Source organism: Stieleria maiorica, assembly GCF_008035925.1.
Taxonomy (GTDB): Bacteria; Planctomycetota; Planctomycetia; order Pirellulales; family Pirellulaceae; genus Stieleria; species Stieleria maiorica.
In genome coordinates, this window is sequence record NZ_CP036264.1 from 9,393,961 (window position 1) to 9,413,564 (window position 19,604).

Here is a 19,604-nt window from a genome sequence, read left to right on the forward strand (position 1 = left end):
GATGCCCAGCACGCAGTCCCAATCGAGATTCGGCGGTGCCGGTGTCCTGGCGGCGCTGGTGGTCAGCTCGACCCTGGCGTTTTTCTGGCCGGTTTTCACGGAGACGTTTGACCCGTTCCGTTTGAATCCCGATGCACTCTCGGGGTTGGTCGTCGTCACGATGTTCTGTTTGGGTTTGGTCGTCCGGCAGGATGAATTGACGGAGCTGCGACAACGTCCCCTGACCGTGTTTCTGGGGGTGGTCGTTCAATGCACCGCGATGCCAGTCCTGGCGTGGTTGGTGGTGCGTGTGTTGGCACTTGAAGGCCCCTTGGCCTATGGCGTTTTATTGTGTGGGTGTGTTCCCGGAGCGATGGCGTCCAATGTGTTGACGATGACCGCGCGAGGAAACGTCAGCTACAGCGTCAGTTTGACCTCCGTGGCCACGTTGCTGTCGCCCGTCACTGTTCCGGCTGCGTTGATGGTGGTTTCCGGTTTGGAAACGGGATACGAAGTGTTCAAGCCGGCCAAGATGGCGGTGACTTTGTTGTTGACCGTGGTGGTTCCCGTGATCGCCGGTTATTGGGTGAAACGACTTAATTTGTTCGTGCGGAACCATGCACCGGTGCTCGCGCCGCCGGTGGCCACCGTTGCGTTGTTGTGGATCATTGCGTCGGTCGTCGCCGGCAATCGGGATCGTTTGTCGCAGGTCGCGATCAGTCTGCTGGCCGGGTTGCTGGTGATGAACCTGCTCGGCTATTTCAGTGGCTACACGGTCGGCCGGGTTGCGCGGATGCCCGAAGCGATGCGCCGTGCGCTGACCTTGGAGGTCGGCATGCAGAACGCGGGGCTGGGGACGATGCTGGCGGCCACGCTGTTGGGAGCGGATTCAGCGGCACAGATTCCGACGGCCGCGTACACGTTCGGCTGCATGTTGACCGGCACCGTGCTGGCCGCCGCTTGGGCGGGGAGAAGAAACGTGGGATAGGGGAGCAGTGGTTTTTCGCAGCTCAATGTTTGGGTTCGTGTCGTAGCGGAAGCCGCCAAGGCTTTCGGCCCTCCGGTGCGGCGTCGCCGCACCCATGCGAAACTCTTGGCGAGTTCCGCTACCGTTAAGCCAAGCTGCGGCGGAATACTAGGGGCGACTGGGGTTGGTGAACATGGCCAATCCGACGCCGAAGATCCAGTCGTCTGCGTCGCGGCCTTCGGTCGAGATCATGTAGCGTCCGTAGCTGGTCAAACGGATTTGGGGCGTCCACCAAAAGTGCCCGCCGACTTCGGGATAGAACGCCGCCAACGCGCCGGAGATGCGTTCTTCGTCTTCACCGTGTTCGTCGATGAAGCCGTCGTCGTCGTTGTCTTTCCAGTCATCATCGGCCGACACGACTTCTTTGGCGAACCCGCCGTAGACACCCGCGCCGACGAACGGCGCCAATCGACTGGGCGTCTGCAATCGCAATCCGGTGTCGATGCCGGTGAACCAGTCCTCGCCGTTGCCCATGCCCATCAACGAGGCCCGGCCCGTCAGGTAGCTGGCGAAGTAGGTTTCCGCACCGATGTCGATCGCGAACAGGCCGTTGTCGGCATCCGCGCGTTGGGTGTAGCCGCCGGAGACGAAGATGCCGTCGGCGTCTTCGAGAAAGCGCGCGTCGACGGCCTGCTTCAGTTTCCCCAACGGGTCGCTTTTTTCCGCCCCGTCACAGTATTTTTCGGCGTATTCGGGGTCGTCCATGGCCCAACGCGAACGCAAAATCCCCGTCGGCAGCGCGCAGCCACTCTGCGTGATCACGGCGACACAGATCGCCAGCATCAGAGCGGGGGCTTGCTTGGGGATCACGATGCAGTCTCGGAACTCTCGTTGGCGATGGACGGGGGAATGATTTCACGATCATCCCTAGCAAATGGGGCGGGGCGGGGTCAATCGCTGCTGGCAATCCTGCGTAGGCGAAGAATCCCATCGATCTTCGTGAGATCAGCCGTCTGGCACCAGCACAACGGGGCATCATGTAGACAGGGGCCATCATTCTGCCCCCGTATCATTCTGCCATCGCTTCGAGGGTTCCGCGATTGAGAGGCCTAGGCCGCTGGGAGAGGTAGGAAGATTTTGAAGGTAGGAAAATTTGTCGACTCGAACGGATGATGCATTTCATCATTTTCTTACCTCCAAAATCTTCTTACCCGTTTTCCTTCACGGCAATTCGCTCAGCCGCCGTCTCAGTTTACGCAGCACTCGCGATTTGGACTGATAAACGCTCGCCACCGACAGACCGGTCGTTTCGGCCACCAGCGACGCCGGTTGGCTTTCGATCGTCGTCAACCAAAACGCGTCCCAGGTCGTCGGTTCGAACTCGGCCTCCACCGACTTCAGGACCTGACGGACCAGCGGGCTGTGGATCGAATCGCCATCGATCGATTGATCCAATGAGTCAGCTTGTTGTTGCAATCGCGTCAACGCCTCCGTGCCGCCTTCGGCCGGTTGTCGATCGGCGAGTCGACGAAAGTGGTCTCGGACACGGTTGCGGGTGATCGTAGCCAGCCAGCTGCGAAAGCTGCCCGATTCCTTTTGGCGTTCAAATCCGGAAATGCCTCGCGCGAGCGAAGCGAAGATGTCCTGGACGACGTCCGCTGCGTCGCTTTCGGCGACACCCGAGGTTCGGCACCAGCGGTACACGATCGGCCCGAACGTTTCCACCAGCCGACTCCACTGGGCCGGATCGTTCTGCTTGACGCCCTCGAGAAACGGGTGGGACAGCGTCGGGTGCTCGGGGCGGCGTCGGTCGTCGGGGGTGGCATTCATAGGGAAAAGTCTAACCGAATCTTCTTGGGAAAAAGTGGTGTCAGACGTCTGCGTTTATCTGAGTGGAGGCCGAATGACAGCAGGTGGCGTGAGCCAGTGGCGGGCGTTGGTGGTGGGGTGAGCCCACGGGCCGCTCGCTGACGCTTCCCGCTGGCATGACTGGCATGACTCCGCTCCCACAAACTGCTTGAACCTGATCCGAAACCCAAGGAGAATGCGATGATGACAGCGACCGAGTGCCCGACCGTGGAACGATTGAGAGCGTATTCGCTCGGGCGGCTTCCCGACGCCGAAAACGACGAACTTTTTCAGCACCTGCGCTCCTGTTCCAGTTGCCAGGCGGAACTGGAAACCGTCGATGATGCCGAGGATTCGCTGATCAGCGAGCTCCGCCAGCGCGATCCCCACGCCGGCCTGTTCGAGGAACCCGATTGCAAGCTCGCGATGGCCAAGGCGCTCGGCGCTCTCGCGGCCTCCGATGAACTCTCCGAGACCGGGATGCACGCCATCCCACGCACGATCGGTGAATACGAAATCGTACGCCTGCTCGGCCGCGGCGGGATGGGCAAAGTCTTGCTCGCTCGGCACACCAAGCTCGGGCGCGAGGTCGCCGTGAAATTGTTGTCGCGGCATCGTTTGGCCGACCAACGCATGCGTGACCGGTTTGACGCCGAGATGCGTGCCGTCGGACAATTGAGCCATCCGAACATCGTCACCGCGCACGATGCCCGCGAAATCGACGGCACAGCGGTCTTGGTCACCGAGTACATCGACGGATTGGATCTGGGCGAGTTGGTGGCGCGGACCGGACCGCTGGGGATCGCTGACGCCTGCGAGATCATTCTCAAAGTCGCCGCGGCGCTTCAGTACACCAGCGATCAAGGCTTCGTGCATCGCGACGTCAAACCGTCCAACATCATGGTCAGCCGCAACGGCGAAGTGAAGTTGTTGGATCTGGGACTGGCACGCTACCAATCTGGACCAGAGCAGGAATTGACCGCCGCGGGGCAGGCGATCGGGACCGCCGATTATGTTTCGCCAGAACAGGTGACCGATGGCCGCGAGGTGGACTGTCGGTCCGACATTTATTCGCTCGGATGCACGCTGTTCAAACTGCTCTCTGGCAACGCGCCCTTCGACGATCAATCGCATCAGACCGTGTTTGCCAAGATGACCGCGCACGTGTCCGAACCTCCGCCGAGTCTTGGCGAACGCGCCGCGGAGTGCCCGTCTGCGTTGGTGCGGTTGGTCGATTCGATGTTGGCCAAGGATCCCGCCAAACGCCCGCAATCGCCCAGCGATGTCGCGGCCGCCTTGGCGACCTGGGGCTCCGGGCATGACTTGGTGCGTTTGGTACAAGCAGCGTCCGCCGCCGAAGCACAAACGCAACCCCTGCCGCCCTCGACGTCGGCGCAAACTCGTCCGTGGTACCGGCGTTCGGTCCCGTTGACCATCGCGATCGCATCTGGGCTGTTGGGCATCTTCATCGGGCTGCTGATGGGCCTGTTCATCAAGATCACGTTCCCCGATGGAACGGTGTTTCAAGCACCACTGGATGGGGCGAAAATCGAAGTCGTCGAGGGTGACGATGCAGGCGTCCAGGATCAGAAAGCGGCAGACGTCGCCCCGCCGGCCGCCAAGGAAACGTTGGCCGAGCGGGCGATGGCACGGCACAACGAAGTGCTCGAAAAACTGTCGGGGATCTGGCTGTTGGTCGGATACAAACAACCTAACAGCATCCTGCCTGACGGCATGCTGCTGGCCATCGACCAGACTGAATTCTATGCCGTGACGAAACAAAACGCCCAGACGGACTGGCAGGTCTCAGCCGGCAAGTTCACGAGATTTCAGAAGGGTCGCCCCGAACTGTATCTGACCGCGTACGACGAAGTGACGGGCAATACCATTCCAGTCGTCTGCCAGTTCCCCGATGAATCCACCATGTTGTTTCAATTCGATCCCTTTTTGCGGATTGCCCAGATGCCGTTTCAAGGCGGGCTGCCAAATGAAGAGGGACAGGTTGTCTATCGATTCAAAAAGTTGGGGGCATTCTCCGAGATCGATCAAACACCGCCGGGAGGTCCTGGTTCGGATGAGGCCAAGGCTCTTTCGATGATTCGGATGATGAAAATACTGGGCGTCGAAGAGTATCTCAAACAACGCGGACAATATCACAAGCGACGCGATGGCAAGTCGGCTGTACCGGTGGCGCCACAGGGTTCGGTGAACAACCTCCGCCAGATCGGACTCGCCTTCCACAACTTCCAGTCGGTCTATCGCAAGTTCCCCGGTTCGGCCAACGTGCTCGAAGGCGCCATGCGGGCGGGAAAGAAACAGATCTATCCCTTCAGCTGGCGCGTCGCGATTTTGCCGTTTGTCGAAGGAGCTGCGTTGTACGAGCGGTACAGGTTCGACGAACCATGGGACAGCGAAAACAACCTCAAGCTGCTCGATCAAATGCCTGAGATCTACCGCAGCCCGAGCGCGCCGGAGGATCAGCCCAGCGGTCACACGAACTACCTGGGATTCACGGCCGGCAATAGCGCACTCGGAACCGAAGGCGGCGTCGGACTCAGCGAATTCCGTGACGGCACCAGCAACACGTTGCTGTTGATTGAAACCAAAAACAGCGTGCCGTGGACCAAGCCGGAGGACCTGACCTGGAGTGATGACATCGAGTACTTTGATCCGGTGACGTACCTGATGGCCGACGGCAGCACGCGGATGACCGAGAATCTCGATCGCGACCTGCTCAAGAAGCTGATCACCCGCGACGGCGGCGAAGTGATTGATCGTTGAGGGATTGCCGGGGATGACAGAAAAATGGCGTCGTTGGTGTCTAGCCTTTAGGCGATCTCCCCGTCGCTGCCGCGCAGCGACAGGCGACAGCCCGGAAGGGCCGTCGTACCCCGAACACTGACAGGCGGACCGTTCATTTTTCTGCCCGCTATTTTTCTGTCACCTGTCTCTGCATCACCCGCAGAAGTTGTCGACTACGCCGATGCCTTGAACGCCTTGGCGGCGGAGCTTGACGGCGGCCGTTGCGACGGCGTGTTTGCTGGTCGTTCGGGCATCGCGGACGATCAGGCTGGAATCGACGGCCGACGCGATTTGCGGGGTCGCCCACGCGGCGGCGACCGGGCCGTCGAACAACAGCAGATCGAAACAGCCGTCGAGTTGTTCCAACAGCCGATCGATTTCGGTCGCGGTGATCGGCATGCCGCGATGCTGTGACAGCACCAACGGCAACAGTGTCACGCCGTCTTCGATCGATGCGATCGCGGCGTCTTCGATCCGCGTGCCCTGACGGATCGCGGTCACCCAGTCGGCTTCGACTTCCAACCGCAACAAGTCCGCTTGGCTGGGCGTGTGCAGATCGATGTCGATCAGTGCCACACGGATTCCCGTGGCGGCCGCGGCGATCGCGGTTCCGATCGCGACCGTCGAACGCCCTTCGCCGGCGGACAGGCTGGTGACCAGGACGCTGCGCAGTCCTTCGCGAACCGATTGACCGAGGTGTTCGGCGATCGAGCGAAAGAAGGCTTCGTCGAAAAACAGTTCCGCGACGGTGGAGGGAAGATCGAACGCGTCGACTTCCCAGGTCGCGCCGGCCCAACGCGGGGCGGGCGGCTCGGGCGAAGTAGCCTGGGGCTCGACTGTCGCTCGTGATTGGGCGGCAGCTTGAGGGGCCGGTGAGGCTTGAATCTGGATCGCCGCAGCGGACTCGATCGCCGTGTCGGACTCGACCGGGGCAGGCGTCTGAACCGGGGCAGGCGATTCGATGGGTGCGGCCGGTGGCGTCGGCGTTTGAACCTGATGCGTCGGTTTTGTCGCGGCAGGATTTGATTCCGCGTTCGCAGGGGGTTCCGCCAACGCGTCGATCGCAACGGACAATTCGTCAATCTTGTCGGCGATCGCCTCCATTTCACGAACGTCAGTTCCCGGCTGGGGCGGATCGGCGTTGGTGATCGTTTCCGTGTTCGCAACCGGCTGTGTCGGCGCGGCAGATTTCGTTTCGACCGGCGTCGTCACGGGGCGATCGATGCGCAAAACCTGTCCGGCTGGCTGTTCGCTCCAGACTTCACGGAGCTCGACAAAGGTGTCAGAAATTGTCATCGATTGGCCGAGCAATTGCTCGACCACTTTCGCTCGATCGACGGGCGTCGGGTGCAGGTGCGATGGCGGGGGCGACGGGTGCGCCCGGTCAGCGACCTGTTCGGTGGGCTGTTCCGTGACTGGTTCGGTGACCTGTTCGGTCATCCGGTCGAGGCGTTTCTCGGTGACCTGCCCGGCCGTTGAATCGACCGTGGCATCGGGCGCGGACGCAGCCGTTGGTTGCATGCCTGCGCGACGGCGGTTGCGTGTGTAAGCGCCGATGAACGTCTGGTCGGTCTTCATGGTTCTGCTGTTATTAATACAAGTGACAAACAGGGGCGCTGCGACAATGAGAATGCCGCGATCAATGCTGTTGATGGGCAACGCGGCTTTACTGTGGCGTCGCCGATTCTTCCCAGGCTTTCAGAATCTCCAAGAAGTTGCCGATCGCGTAGGGGGTGTCGCTGTAACGCAGACCATCCTCCAGTCGCAACCGATCTTCCATGCCTGCCGGCAGCGGGTCGGAGACTGCGTCCGTTTCGGACGAGCGGTAGGCGACGACGGACTGGTTGGAATCCAGACTCGGCGGAACTTCGGGAATGTCGTCGGTCGCCAAAGGACCGGGAGTATCCAGGAGTGCTTGTGCGATTTCCTCTGGCAGCGATTCGGCTGGCAACGATGCCGACGGTTCGCCCAGTCCGCCCGACGGTGTCGGGGCTTCGGCGATGTAGCTGGGAAGAGCCTCGGTCGACGGTGTTTGGTTTTCTTGGGTGGCAACCTCGGGCGTCACGATGTCGTCTGTCGCGGCGATCTGCTGGATCGGATCACTCGACGACGGATCGTCGCTGATGTCGAAGTCCTCGGTGATCACGACGACCGTTTCGCCCAGGTCGTCGCCATCAACATCGGTCAGCTGCGTCGGATCGCTGGGTGAATTGGAACTTCGCCCGAACAGGAAGGCCACGCTGACCAACAGCAACACCAACATCACGATCGCCGAACGTGTGGCCCACGACGCCTTGGCCGTGGCCCACTTCATCGGCTCGCCATGGAAAGCTGCGACGCGTGATTCCTCCGTGGGGGCTGCTGCTTCCGCAGGTGAACTGATGTAACCCTGTCCGTGATCGGATCCGTGATCGGCACCGCCAGGCAATGCGGAATCCGAACCGACCGGCGAGAACGGTTCGGGGTGACTGAGGTAGCTATGGTTTCCCGAGGGCGGATCGACGTGGCTGGCCGGAGGACCGTTGTGGGCGTCGTGGATGAAGAACGGGTCGGATTGTCGCTTGCGCTGCAATCCCTCCGGCGTTCGGTCGGGTAATTCGAACAGGGTCGGCAAGGCCTCGGTTTCCGGATCGACTCGGTCGGTCGCCGGGGCGGGGATTTCATGGAAGCCCCCGCTGTGGTGGTGTTCGTTGCCGGGCCCGCTGGCGCTGGCAGATCCTTCGGGGGTGCCCTGGGGTGCGTCGCTGGCCGATGTACCGCGCGTGGTGGGTTTTTCGGGTCGAAACCGTCCCGGTCGCGAACTTCGAGCGTGATTCGTCGTGTCTGGTTCCTGGTCCATCAGTGATCTTCCGCAGCGAGTTTCCACGCCTGTTTGGGCAAGAACGTCAAAAAAGTCCCCGGAATTGACCCATCCGTGGATCCGTTTCCCATGGGGACCACCGACCGGCCCTGGAAGGGTTCATCGGTGTTTAACTGTGTCTGTCTTCAGGCTTTTGCGGAATAGCGAAACTTGGCCGGTTACAGCAAGGCTGAATGTGGTGTTGTGGCGCACTTTCGTGGTTCGCCTTGTGATTTTCCACGGGACTAGGACAATACACCCTCGTCGAACCCAACCTAAACATTGCGATTTTGAGAATGCTGCAAGCCAATTCGACCGCCGACCTGCTGTCCGAACTCGTCCGTGAACGCATCCTACTGCTCGATGGGGCGATGGGGACGATGATCCAGCGATTGGGGCTAGATGAAGCCGGGGTGCGTGGAGAGCGTTTCGCCGATCACCACAAGGACCTGAAAAACTTTTCGGACATCCTGTGTCTGACGCACCCCGAAAAGATCACCGACATCCACCGAGCCTATTACGAAGCCGGATCGGACATTGTCGAAACCAACTCGTTCGGCGCGTCGCCGGTGGGGATGGTGGAGTTCGATCTGCCGCTGGAGTTGGTCGATGAGATCAACCGGGCCGCGGTCGCGTGCGCGCGAAAAGCCGCCGATGAGTGGACCGAACGGACGCCCGACAAGCCGCGGTTCGTAGCCGGTTCGATCGGGCCGACGACGATGCAGCTGGCCATCAGCACCAAAGTCGACGATCCGTCGTTTCGCCCGACGACCTTCGAAGCAATGCGAGCCAGCTATCGCGCCCAAGTCGAATCGCTGGTGAACGCCGGCGTCGATATTCTGCTACCGGAAACGGCGATCGACACGCTGAACTTGAAGTCGTGTTTGTTCGCGATCCAGGACTTTTTCAATGCCGGCGGACGCCGCGTGCCGGTGATGGTCAGCGGCACCTTTGACAAGGGCGGCCGGACGTTCGTCAGCGGACAATCGGTCGAGGCCTTTTTCACAGCGCTGGAGCATTTCCCGATGTTGTCGGTCGGAATGAACTGCGCCCTCGGACCCGATGTGATGCGTCCCCACATCGAAGAGTTGTCTCACGTCGCGGGAGTCCCGATCAGCTGTCACCCCAACGCCGGTTTGCCCAACGAAATGGGCCAATTCGATCTCGGCCCCAAAGCGATGGCGGACATCGTCGGCGAATTTGCCGACAACGGCTGGATCAATATCCTGGGCGGATGCTGTGGCACCACGCCCGACCACATCCGCGCGATGTCCGATCGCGTCGCAGGGCTGAAACCGAAGCAGGAAACGCCTGGTCCGGTCTACACCCGTCTGTCCGGTTTGTTGCCGATGGTGATGCGGCCCGAAGTGCCGTTCACGATGATCGGCGAACGGACCAATGTGACCGGAAGCCGCAAGTTCGCTCGACTGATTCGCGACGAAGACTACGACACCGCGGTCGAAATCGCCCGTGAACAGGTCGAAAACGGCGCGACGATCATCGACATCAACTTCGACGACGCGCTGTTGGACGGTGCGGCGGCGATGGTCCGTTTTCTGCGTTTGATCTCGGGTGACGACGTGACCGCGTCGGTGCCGGTGATGATCGACAGCAGTAAATGGGAAGTCATCGAGGCGGGGCTGCAAAACGTCCAGGGCAAAGCGATCGTCAATTCGATCTCGCTGAAGGATGGCGAAGAAGCGTTCATCGAGCGAGCCAATTTGGTGCGTCAGTACGGTGCCGCGGCCGTCGTGATGGCCTTCGACGAACACGGCCAAGCGGCGACCGAAGACGAGAAGGTGCGGATTTCCAAACGCGCCTACGAAATCCTGGTCAACCAAGTCGGTTTCCCTCCCGAAGACATCATCTTTGACCCCAACATCCTGACCGTCGCCACGGGCATCTCCGAGCACGACAACTACGCCGTCGACTTCATCAACGCGATCCGCCGGATCAAGCAAGAATGCCCGGGGGCGAAAACCAGCGGTGGTGTCAGCAACATCAGCTTCTCCTTTCGCGGCAACGACCGCGTCCGTGAAGCGATGCACAGCGCGTTCCTGTTCCACGCCATCGAAGCCGGTTTGGACATGGGCATCGTCAACGCCGGTCAGTTGGAAGTTTACGAAGAAATCCCCAAGGATTTGCTCGAACACGTCGAAGACGTGCTGCTGAACCGTCGCAGCGATGCGACCGACCGCTTGTTGGAACTGGCCGAAACGTTCAAGGGAACCGGCAAGAAGAAGGCCGGCGAGGAATTGGCCTGGCGTGACGCGCCCGTGGCAGAGCGGATGAAACATGCGTTGATCAAGGGCATCGACAAGTTCATCGAAGAGGACGCCGAAGAGGCCAGACAGAGCTTTGACCGGTGTCTGCAAGTGATCGAAGGCCCCTTGATGGACGGCATGCAAGTCGTCGGTGACCTATTCGGCGAAGGAAAGATGTTCCTGCCCCAAGTCGTCAAATCGGCGCGCGTGATGAAGAAGGCGGTCGCCTACCTGGAACCGTTCATGGAGGAAGAGAAACGTGTCGCGGGATTGGAAAACGCTTCGGCGCGCGGAAAGTTCCTGATCGCCACGGTCAAGGGCGACGTGCACGACATCGGTAAAAACATCGTCGGCGTCGTGTTGCAGTGCAACAACTTTGAAGTCGTCGATCTTGGCGTGATGGTCAACGCCGACGAAATCCTGGACGAAGCGGCCAAGCACAACGCCGACATCATCGGGCTGTCCGGATTGATCACGCCCAGCTTGGACGAAATGATCAACGTCGCCCGCGAGATGAAGCGTCGCGGCCTGACGGTGCCACTGTTGATCGGCGGGGCAACCACCAGCGCCAAGCACACCGCCGTGAAGATCGCACCGGCTTATGATCCGCCCGTCGTGCACGTCGTCGATGCCAGCCGCAGCGTCGGTGTCGTCGAACGCTTGCTCAGCGATGAACTGCGCGATGACTTCATCGAAAAGAACGCCCAGGAACAGGTCAAGCTGGTCGCCAGTTTCAAGGAACGAAAACAAAAGCTGGTGCCGTATACCGAGGCGCTCGAAAAACGCTTCGCAACCGATTGGGAAAACGTCCGCATCGACCAGCCCTCGTTCACCGGAATCCGCGTCTTGCAGGATGTGCCGCTGACCGAGATTCGTGACTACATCGACTGGTCACCGTTCTTCATGACTTGGGAATTGAAAGGCAAGTATCCCAAGATTTTTGACGACGACGTGGTCGGTGAAGAGGCGAAGAAGATCTTTGACGATGCCAACAAACTGCTCGACCAAATCATCGCCGACGGCAGTTTGAAGGCCCGTGCGGTGTACGGATTTTGGCCGGCCGCCAGCGACGGTGACGACGTGATCTTGTACACCGATGAAACCCGTCAAACCGAACTGACGCGTTTCCATTTCCTCCGCCAGCAATGGGAGCGAAAGGGGCAAAAGGACTTCCGCAGTCTGGCCGACTACGTCGCTCCGGTCGATAGCGGACGGAAGGACTACATCGGCGGCTTTGCCGTCACGGCAGGGATCGGTGCGGCGGAGTTGGCGGCCAGTTACAGGGCCAAGCACGACGATTACAACGCCATCATGGTTCAAGCGGTCGCCGATCGTTGTGCCGAGGCGCTGGCGGAGATGCTTCACCAGCAGGCGCGTCGCGATTGGTCCTACGGTGCCGAAGAATCATTGTCCACCGAACAGCTGATCGACGAAGCCTATCGTGGCATCCGCCCGGCCGCCGGCTACCCGGCGTGCCCCGACCACACCGAGAAGCGGACGTTGTTCGACTTGCTTGACGCCGAAGCCAACGCGTCGGTGGAATTGACCAGTTCGTATGCGATGACACCTGGCGCGGCGGTCAGCGGTTTGTACTTCGCCCACCCCGACGCCCGGTACTTCACCGTCGATCGCGTCACCAAGGACCAGATCGAAGACTACGCCCGACGCAAGGGCAAGCCGGTCGCCGAGATCGAAAAGTGGCTGATGCCCAACCTGGCCTACGAACCAGAGTAGACGCGACGCGCTGGTGTCTAGCCTTCAGGCGACTCCCCTCGCTACTCGGGACGTCGAACGTATTACTGCGGCTCTTGGCAACCAGTTTAGATTCTCTCCCTCTGGGAGAGACGGCGTTTGCGCAGCACGCAAACGCCAGAGGGGGCCCGCGTTACAAATCCGCCGCCGGCGTTGATGCACGAAGAGGATCGATTGAATCAATGGTGTAGCGGAACTCGTCAACGGCCGGTTGATTGAATCAGCCGTTTGGCGCGAGCCTACGGGCGCCAGTGCTTCCGCTACGATCAAATCCGTCACTTATACAATCGACTTCCCCCACAGCGCCCCGGGGCGGCTGAAGCCTGTACACCAGCGCGCTGGATTCTCGATGGATCGCGCCTCGAAGACTTAGCTCCGCTCGATGCGAGCGTGGAAACCCCGGGGATCCACCTTCTGGCGAAGGTAGCTACGTTTGACCGGCGATTGAGGTACGAAGGTTTTCTTTATGCGAATATTTCGCATGTTTTTTCAGCAGGGGTGTTTCAGGCCCCGCTATATTCCCTTGGTGTCTTCAGAAGCCACCGCAAGAGGATGCGCTGGCGTTCGGTTTTCACGGGTCTCAGGGGGTAGTGTTGTGGTTGCTAGAGAGAATCGTTCCGAAAGATCCCGTCGTTTTTCCAAACGGTCGGGGTTCACCTTGGTCGAACTGTTGGTCGTGATCGCGATCATCGGAATCCTGGTCGGGCTGTTGTTGCCCGCGGTCCAGGCGGCGCGTGAGGCGGCTCGCCGGATGAGTTGCAGCAACAACTTCAAGCAGATCGGGATCGGGCTTCACAACTATCATTCGGCGTTCAAGCAGTTGCCCAAGCACGGCACGGGAACGCCCAGCGGGAACGGTGGAAACCCGGAGGCGCCCAACCCCGGCACTTCGGCCGGCTCAAGTAATCGTTTGGAAGTCAGCTGGTTGGTTTCGATGTTGCCCTACGTCGAGCAGCAGGGGCTTTGGGACCGCATCGGCAATCCGCTGACCGACGCGAGCACCGGAGCGGTGTTTCCTCCGATGGGGCCGTGCCCTCGCCGCTCGCTTGCCCAGCACGCCAACGCGCGGTACGAACCGTGGCTGACGGAGATCCCGATGTTTCGCTGTCCGAGTGATCCCGGCGTCGGATTGCCGGCGCAAGGGCGAACCAACTACATCGCGTGTGTCGGCGATTCGATGAGGAGCTGGCATGGAGGTCGTCGCGACAACGGGACCGATTTTGGCGCAAACGGTCCGCAGCATCGACAGGCATCGTGCCGCGGAGTGTTTGTTCATCGTTTCGATTCGAAAATCCGCGACATCCTGGACGGTTTGTCCAACACGATCGCTGCCGGCGAGATCGCGACCAGCTTGGGCGACAACGATGTCCGCACGCGCGCCGCGCTGGCACCGAGCGGTCGCGACACGATCTGGCTGGAAGGCGGCGTGCAGGAATGCGACATCTACATCGATCCGGATCGGCCTCGGTTTTGGTTGGCCACCGCCACGTTCACCAACCCTCACGGGCCCGGCGGCCACCCGGAACAGAAACGGGGGTTCCGCTGGGCACACAGCCGATCGTTGTGGGGGATGTTCACCACGATTTCGCCCCCGAATTCTCCACTCTGCACGGACTGGAATAATTTTAACGCGGGCATCTTGCCGCCCAGCAGCCGACACCAGGGAGGCTGCCACATCCTGTTGGCCGATGGTTCGGTCCGCTTCATCACCGATTCGATCGAGGCGGGAGATCAGACCAGTGCCCAAGTCGGAATCGATGCAAACATGGTCTCACCGGGCAGACCAAGTCCGTTCGGTCTGTGGGGAGCGCTCGGCACACGCGCGTCGTCGGAAGTCATCTCCGCGGAGTTCTAGGTTGCGGTGACGGGTTTGCGGTTGATGAGTCAGTGTCTCTTTTTTCCCGTTGAGGATTGCGATGAAGAAGTGGGTTTCGTGTGTGATGGTGATGACGTTTGCCGTTACGATGTGCGTCGGGTGTGCGGGTTCTTCAGAGCAAGTGGAGACGACCGCCGAGCATGACGAGTTGGCGCAGTGGGTCGACGAGAACCCCGAGCCCGAAGAAGTCGATCCGGACGCGCAGTAGAATCTGCGCCGGGGAATCGCTGGGCATGGCCGTTGGCCAATGATTTACGGTGTCAATTCGGTAATCTCGTCCGTTGATCGGATTGGATCGGCCAAAGGCCGTTCACATCCCTAGCCTAGGGCAACGCCCTTGGTTTTCGGATCGTGCACAATCGGTTTGGCCAACGACCATAGACAAGACTTGCTAAGGAGTGACCGATGCTCGATCTACCCGATGGATCGGAAGTTTGCCACGATCACGCCCGCGTGAGCCATCGATTTCGCATTGAGGAGCGGCTCACCATTGGCAAGCTGATCTACGTCACGACTTGCTGTGCGCTGGCCTTTTTTGTCTATCCGTTGATCTACCTGTATCCTCCGTCGTGGACCTGGTGCCTGATCGGTGGATTCGCCGGGTCGGCCATTGGCTACGTTCTGGCGAGTAGCAAAGGAGCGATCAGCGGATGGATCGTTGGGCTGCTAATCGTGCCGGTCGCCGCTGTGCCGCAGTTATTGATTGAAGTCGATTCGTCGTTGCTGCTGTTTGTCATCACGGTTGTGATGTGCAGGGCCGCGTGGACGAAGTGGTGGTGATTTAGCTGCGGGGTTCCTCGCTGCAGACAACCCACGGATGGCAAAGCGTACCCACGGATAACAGGCTGCAAGACATCCGTGGGGACGCGCTGCCATCGGTGGGCTTACTGCCGTCGGTTGCCCGAGGATTCGCGGTAGGCGATGGCCATCATTTCGTTGGTCGCCATGCCGAGTTCGCCGGTCACGATTGGTGGGCGGCCGGAAACAATCGCGTCGCTGAAGTCGCTGATCAGCGGGGCGTGCAGGTTGGCGTGTGGCGGATGCGACTCGGTGCGGCGACCGTCGGCGGTGATGATCGTCAAGTCGCCGGCGTTAAGGTCTTCGGTCGTGGCCCGACCGTCGGTGCCGATCACTTCCAAACGGTCCGGGGTGTCGAGCGTGCCGAAGTAGCACTGCAAGACGCCGTGGCAGCCGTTTTCGAATTCGATCAACAGCGACGCCATGTCTTCGGTGTCATGTTCCGGCGACGGCGCACAAGCCGCTTGGACATGCCGCGGTCGTCCGAACAATTGCAGGAACAAGTCCAAGCGGTGGCTGCCGATGTCCATCAGCGGGCCGCCGCCACCGAGCGCCTTGACCACGCGCCAGTCTTCGGTCGGAAACCGCTTCGGGTTTCCCGTGGTCGCCAGGATCGAAAGCGGACGCCCCAGCGATCCGTCGGCGATCAATTCCGCCAGACGCAACACGACGGGGTAGAAACGCCGGTAATAAGCGACCCCCAACGTCACTTTAGCCGTGGAGCAGGCGGTGATCATCCGCTGGCACTCCGCCGTCGAATACGCCATCGGCTTTTCCACCAGCACGTGTTTCCCGGCCTCGGCCGCGGCAATGGTCTGGGCACAGTGCCGGAACACCGGTGTGGCGATGTAGATGGCGTCCAAGTCTTCGCGGGCAAACAATTGCTCGGCGGACGTCAATCGCGTCGGGATGTTGAACCGGTCTGCGAAGTCCTGAAGCAGGTGTTCGGTTCGCCGGCACGCGGCCACCAGCTCTGACCTTTCGTCGGCGATGATCGCGTCGGCAACCCGTTTGCTGGCGATATCGCCGCACCCCAGCAATCCCCAGCGTATCGTCATGATGTTCTTCAGTTTTCCTAGAAAAGTCGTCGGTTGCCAGTGACAGTGTCACCCTGACTTCTTGATCGCTTTTGGGGTGGGAACTGTCAAGTGTGTTGATCCGGAGCCGCAGCTCAGATTCGGAAAAAGTCCCGTAAGCCAGTGGCGGGCGTTGGTGATTGGGTGAACGCGGGCCGCTCGCTGACCGGTCTGTTGATTAAATCAGCCGTTTGGCGCGAGCCTACGGGCGACAGTGCGTTTTTCTTGGTGTTGGAGGCCCGTACGCTTGCGCGAAACGGCTGATCCCACGTGTGATCGAATTAAACCAACAGGCCGTGACGCGTCCCGCTGGCATTAGCGGTTCAGACTCTTGATCAGGTACTCGATCAGGTCGGCCATGGCTTGGGGCGGGATCGCTTTTTCGAAACCTTCGGGCATGATCGATTGGTTGGTGTTTCGCAGCAATTCGATGTCCTGTCGCAAGATGGTGTCGGAGACGTTTTCCGCACGACGCAGCGTGATGCTGTTGGCGTTCTCCGATGCGATCATCCCCGCGATCGTTCGGCCGTCGGTCGTCAACACGACGTAATTGACGTATTGCGGATTGACTTCACGATTGGGATCCAGCACGTTTGTCAGAATCGACTCTCCTCCGCGTGTTGCCGCGGCGGCCAAGCTGGGACCGATCGCATGTCCGACATCGCCCGATTGATGACATCCGGCACACTGCGTCTTGAAAACTTCGGCTCCACGCTCCACATCACCGGTCAACTGAAACGTTTCTTGGTACCGCTCGATGATCGATTCGCGCGAGGGTCCTTTCGTCGTCTCCAAGAAGCCTTGGGCGCGCTTTCGCAGTTCCGGATCGCGACTCGATGCGAGTGTGTTCCAACGCGTCAATGAAATGTCGGCGGCATCGATCGTCCCCGCATCGATCGCGTCCAACACCGCGGTCGATCGTTCGGCCGTCGCGAACAGAACATCCCCGGCGGCACTTCGAAGCCGAGGACTCCAGGTCGGCCACGGTTCCAGCAGAATGTCGATCAATTCGGGTGAATCGCTGCGGCCCATCGCGCCGATCACGGCGCTTTGTAACTCGGACGATTCGCTTTGACGCAAGACCTTCACCAGCGTCGGAAAGACTTGGTCGATCGGGGCATCGGTCAGCCATCCGATCGCCCGAATCCGGTCGGAATCGGTACGCTTTGTATCGGCGACCTGGTCCAACGCGATCGGGATCAAATCGGCGGCAAGCGACTCGGCGCGGTTGTAAAGATCCTTGCCGATGTCCGCTCGTCGATCCGACCGATGCAAACGTCCGATCGCCGGCAACAGACTGGGGGGCGGCGTCGCATCGACCAACGCGGCGAGCGAACGACGGCGTTGGTCGCCGGAATCGCCGCGGTCGATTTGTGTCGCAAGTTCCAGCACAAACGGAGCGAGCCGGCCAACCGAATCAGAATTCAATAGCGCCGCAAACAATTGATCTGTTTGGCCGCCGGTGGAACTCGAGACGGCGGATTGGATCCAGCGGTCGCCGGGGGCATGGTCGCCGGGGGCATGGTCGCCGGGGGCATTGAGCAGCAATTCCGCGAGCCACTGTGGTTTGGCATCAAAGTCATACTCGCCGAGCGAAAACGCCAGTTGATAACGAACGTCGATGGAGGCGTGGCCTACAAGCGGTTTCAGAGATCCGATGACGGCTTGGTCGGAAGCAAACTGTTCGGCCAGCCGGACCGCATGGCGGACGACCTGGGGATGATCGTCATCAAAACGACCGATCACATCGTCGGCAGTCAGCAAGCCCAAACCGGACAGCGCGTAAAGTGAATGCAGTCGTCCCTGCGGCGTCGGGCTCTGTTCCAGTTGCCGCCGCAACGTCGCGGCGATCGCTTTGTCCTGACGCTGGTAGATCAATCGGGCCGCGGTTTCGCGGTGCCAAGCGTTGGCGTGCTGCAGCAGACCCGCCAGCGACTCGGAATCGAACGTGTTCAAATCGGGCGTCGGGCGATGTTGATACCCATCGGGAACGACACGATAGATTCGCCCGCGATTGCGGCCGGAGGTCAGGTCCAAATGCTGCTTGATTTCCGGCGGCAGACTTGCGGGGTGCTCGATGACTTCGCGGTAAACATCGATGATCGACAAAGCACCATCGGGTCCGCACTCGAATTGGGCCGGACGGAACCAATTGTCGGTCGACGCGACGAATTCAGATTTGGGGTCGATGCGCTCTCCGACTAATTGGACTCCCGATGGCGTCAGGCGTTTGCGGTGGACCAGGTTGCTGCCGACGTCGCCGACGATGGCCAAGGAGTGATCGGTTTGCGGCCAGGCATCACCGCGATAGATCGTCACGCCGGTCGCGCCGGTAAAGTACCCTGCGGCGCGTCCGCCGCCTTCGACCGGGCCGCCCACCAAGCCTGCGACGCGGAGCCGGGTTCGGACGATCCGCCATGGTTCGACCGGGCTGATCCGAAACACTTCCGCTTGCGGCCCATCGGCGGCGATCGATTGGCGGGCTGAGGGGGCGACCAGCAACGGATTGCGGCGGATGTAGCGGTCTTCGTACATCACTTGTTGCAGGTGGTCGCTATTGGAGGAAACGAATTTGCGTCCCCAGTCGTCGAAGCACATCCCGTGTTGGGCGCCGCCGCTGGTCAAGGTGAATTCGTACGTTTTCGGATCAAACGCCATGTCGTGTCCGCGGACTTCCACGGCTGCCGATGCATCTTGGTCGGCCCGTCGCACCTTGCCGCCGACGGTGCCACATGCCAGATGGATGCGGTTGTCCAAGCCCCAGTGGAACGAATTCAATAGACCCTGGACGTTGCTGATGGAGAAACCGGTGAACACGACTTGCTTTGAATCGGCGACGCCATCGCCGTCGTTGTCTTTCAGATAAAAGATGTCGGGCGCATCGGCGACGAATAGTCCTCCGTCGTAAGGAAACAACGCCGTCGGCCACAGCAGCTTGTCGGCATAAACGGTGTGTCGATCGAAGACGCCGTCGTTGTCGGTATCGATCAATCGCGTGATCCGTGAAAGCTGGTCATCACGGTCTTCGCTGTAGCCGCGCATCTCGCAAACGAACAATGCCCCTTCGGCATCCCACTGGATTGCCACGGGGCTGTTGACCAACGGTTCGGCGGCGACGAGTTGGATCTGGTAGCCGTCGGCGATTCGGAAGTCGTCCAACGTCTCGCCCGGTTCGGTCGGTGCGATCCGTGGCAGTTGATCGGCAAAGTCGGCCGCGGGAGAAACTGTGCAAAAGAGCAGGGCGGCCAGGCAGGGAGGGAACAAACGGTGGGACAGACGGATCATGGGGTATCGGTTTTGGGGAGGGCAGGTAGGGTAGGGGAGAGCAGGGGAGGGGAGTCGATCGGGCCCACGGATGGCAGAGCGTACCCACGGATGTGGTGTGGTGTGGGGTGTTTCGTCC

Annotated in this window: 12 protein-coding genes; 6 read left to right on the forward strand and 6 right to left on the reverse strand. The window is 60.5% G+C overall.

Annotated features, from left to right (window positions below; all coding sequences use genetic code 11):
• The first annotated feature begins 1 nt into the window (after position 1).
• The gene (locus tag Mal15_RS32100; RefSeq protein WP_147871464.1) at positions 2 to 967 is read left to right on the forward strand and encodes a bile acid:sodium symporter family protein; all 966 of its coding nucleotides are present in this window, start codon (positions 2 to 4) and stop codon (positions 965 to 967) included.
• A gap of 147 nt (positions 968 to 1,114) precedes the next feature.
• On the opposite strand, the gene Mal15_RS32105 is transcribed toward Mal15_RS32100, so the two are convergent.
• Together Mal15_RS32105 and Mal15_RS32110 are read right to left on the reverse strand one after the other, a co-directional pair.
• Positions 1,115 to 1,816: a hypothetical protein gene (locus Mal15_RS32105; protein ID WP_233903156.1), complete on the reverse strand. Its 702-nt coding sequence runs from the start codon at positions 1,814 to 1,816 to the stop codon at positions 1,115 to 1,117.
• Between the two features lie 351 nt (positions 1,817 to 2,167).
• Positions 2,168 to 2,776 carry an RNA polymerase sigma factor gene (locus tag Mal15_RS32110; protein ID WP_147871465.1) on the reverse strand — a complete coding sequence of 203 codons (609 nt, stop codon included), beginning with the start codon at positions 2,774 to 2,776 and terminating at the stop codon, positions 2,168 to 2,170.
• A 219-nt stretch (positions 2,777 to 2,995) separates the two neighbouring features.
• On the opposite strand from Mal15_RS32110, the gene Mal15_RS34320 reads away from it, so the two are divergent.
• The gene (locus tag Mal15_RS34320; protein ID WP_167547179.1) at positions 2,996 to 5,575 is read left to right on the forward strand and encodes a protein kinase domain-containing protein; all 2,580 of its coding nucleotides are present in this window, start codon (positions 2,996 to 2,998) and stop codon (positions 5,573 to 5,575) included.
• Between the two features lie 174 nt (positions 5,576 to 5,749).
• On the opposite strand, the gene Mal15_RS32120 is transcribed toward Mal15_RS34320, so the two are convergent.
• Both Mal15_RS32120 and Mal15_RS32125 read right to left on the reverse strand, forming a co-directional pair.
• Positions 5,750 to 7,174, reverse strand: a complete 1,425-nt coding sequence (locus tag Mal15_RS32120; RefSeq protein WP_147871466.1) for a P-loop NTPase — start codon at positions 7,172 to 7,174, stop codon at positions 5,750 to 5,752.
• A gap of 88 nt (positions 7,175 to 7,262) precedes the next feature.
• Positions 7,263 to 8,435: a hypothetical protein gene (locus Mal15_RS32125; protein WP_147871467.1), complete on the reverse strand. Its 1,173-nt coding sequence runs from the start codon at positions 8,433 to 8,435 to the stop codon at positions 7,263 to 7,265.
• A gap of 296 nt (positions 8,436 to 8,731) precedes the next feature.
• On the opposite strand from Mal15_RS32125, the gene metH reads away from it, so the two are divergent.
• From metH to Mal15_RS32140, 4 genes are all read left to right on the forward strand, one after another.
• Positions 8,732 to 12,433, forward strand: coding sequence for a methionine synthase (metH, locus tag Mal15_RS32130; RefSeq protein WP_147871468.1), 3,702 nt, complete (start codon positions 8,732 to 8,734; stop codon positions 12,431 to 12,433).
• A gap of 613 nt (positions 12,434 to 13,046) precedes the next feature.
• A complete protein-coding gene (locus Mal15_RS32135; protein WP_261344579.1) occupies positions 13,047 to 14,306 on the forward strand; it encodes a DUF1559 domain-containing protein in 1,260 nt (419 codons plus the stop codon).
• Between the two features lie 61 nt (positions 14,307 to 14,367).
• A complete protein-coding gene (locus Mal15_RS34325) occupies positions 14,368 to 14,535 on the forward strand; it encodes a hypothetical protein (protein ID WP_167547180.1) in 168 nt (55 codons plus the stop codon).
• A gap of 197 nt (positions 14,536 to 14,732) precedes the next feature.
• On the forward strand, positions 14,733 to 15,107 hold the full coding sequence (locus Mal15_RS32140; protein ID WP_147871470.1) for a hypothetical protein: 375 nt from the start codon (positions 14,733 to 14,735) through the stop codon (positions 15,105 to 15,107).
• A gap of 104 nt (positions 15,108 to 15,211) precedes the next feature.
• Here the strand turns inward: Mal15_RS32140 and Mal15_RS32145 are convergent, their stop codons facing one another.
• Both Mal15_RS32145 and Mal15_RS32150 read right to left on the reverse strand, forming a co-directional pair.
• Entirely contained in the window at positions 15,212 to 16,183 is a 972-nt protein-coding gene (locus Mal15_RS32145) for a Gfo/Idh/MocA family protein (RefSeq protein ID WP_147871471.1), read from the reverse strand.
• 333 nt (positions 16,184 to 16,516) lie between these two features.
• Positions 16,517 to 19,486, reverse strand: a complete 2,970-nt coding sequence (locus Mal15_RS32150; RefSeq protein WP_147871472.1) for a PVC-type heme-binding CxxCH protein — start codon at positions 19,484 to 19,486, stop codon at positions 16,517 to 16,519.
• Positions 19,487 to 19,604 lie beyond the last annotated feature (118 nt).

What these genes read in the sequence shown, in the direction of transcription:
- Mal15_RS32145 (WP_147871471.1), bottom strand. Translation starts at nt 16,183, where the DNA reads ATGACGATACGCTGGGGATTGCTGGGGTGCGGCGATATCGCCAGCAAA.
- metH (WP_147871468.1), top strand. Translation starts at nt 8,732, where the DNA reads ATGCTGCAAGCCAATTCGACCGCCGACCTGCTGTCCGAACTCGTCCGT.
- Mal15_RS32125 (WP_147871467.1), bottom strand. Translation starts at nt 8,435, where the DNA reads ATGGACCAGGAACCAGACACGACGAATCACGCTCGAAGTTCGCGACCG.
- Mal15_RS32140 (WP_147871470.1), top strand. Translation starts at nt 14,733, where the DNA reads ATGCTCGATCTACCCGATGGATCGGAAGTTTGCCACGATCACGCCCGC.
- Mal15_RS32110 (WP_147871465.1), bottom strand. Translation starts at nt 2,776, where the DNA reads ATGAATGCCACCCCCGACGACCGACGCCGCCCCGAGCACCCGACGCTG.
- Mal15_RS32120 (WP_147871466.1), bottom strand. Translation starts at nt 7,174, where the DNA reads ATGAAGACCGACCAGACGTTCATCGGCGCTTACACACGCAACCGCCGT.
- Mal15_RS32100 (WP_147871464.1), top strand. Translation starts at nt 2, where the DNA reads ATGCCCAGCACGCAGTCCCAATCGAGATTCGGCGGTGCCGGTGTCCTG.
- Mal15_RS34320 (WP_167547179.1), top strand. Translation starts at nt 2,996, where the DNA reads ATGATGACAGCGACCGAGTGCCCGACCGTGGAACGATTGAGAGCGTAT.
- Mal15_RS34325 (WP_167547180.1), top strand. Translation starts at nt 14,368, where the DNA reads ATGAAGAAGTGGGTTTCGTGTGTGATGGTGATGACGTTTGCCGTTACG.
- Mal15_RS32150 (WP_147871472.1), bottom strand. Translation starts at nt 19,486, where the DNA reads ATGATCCGTCTGTCCCACCGTTTGTTCCCTCCCTGCCTGGCCGCCCTG.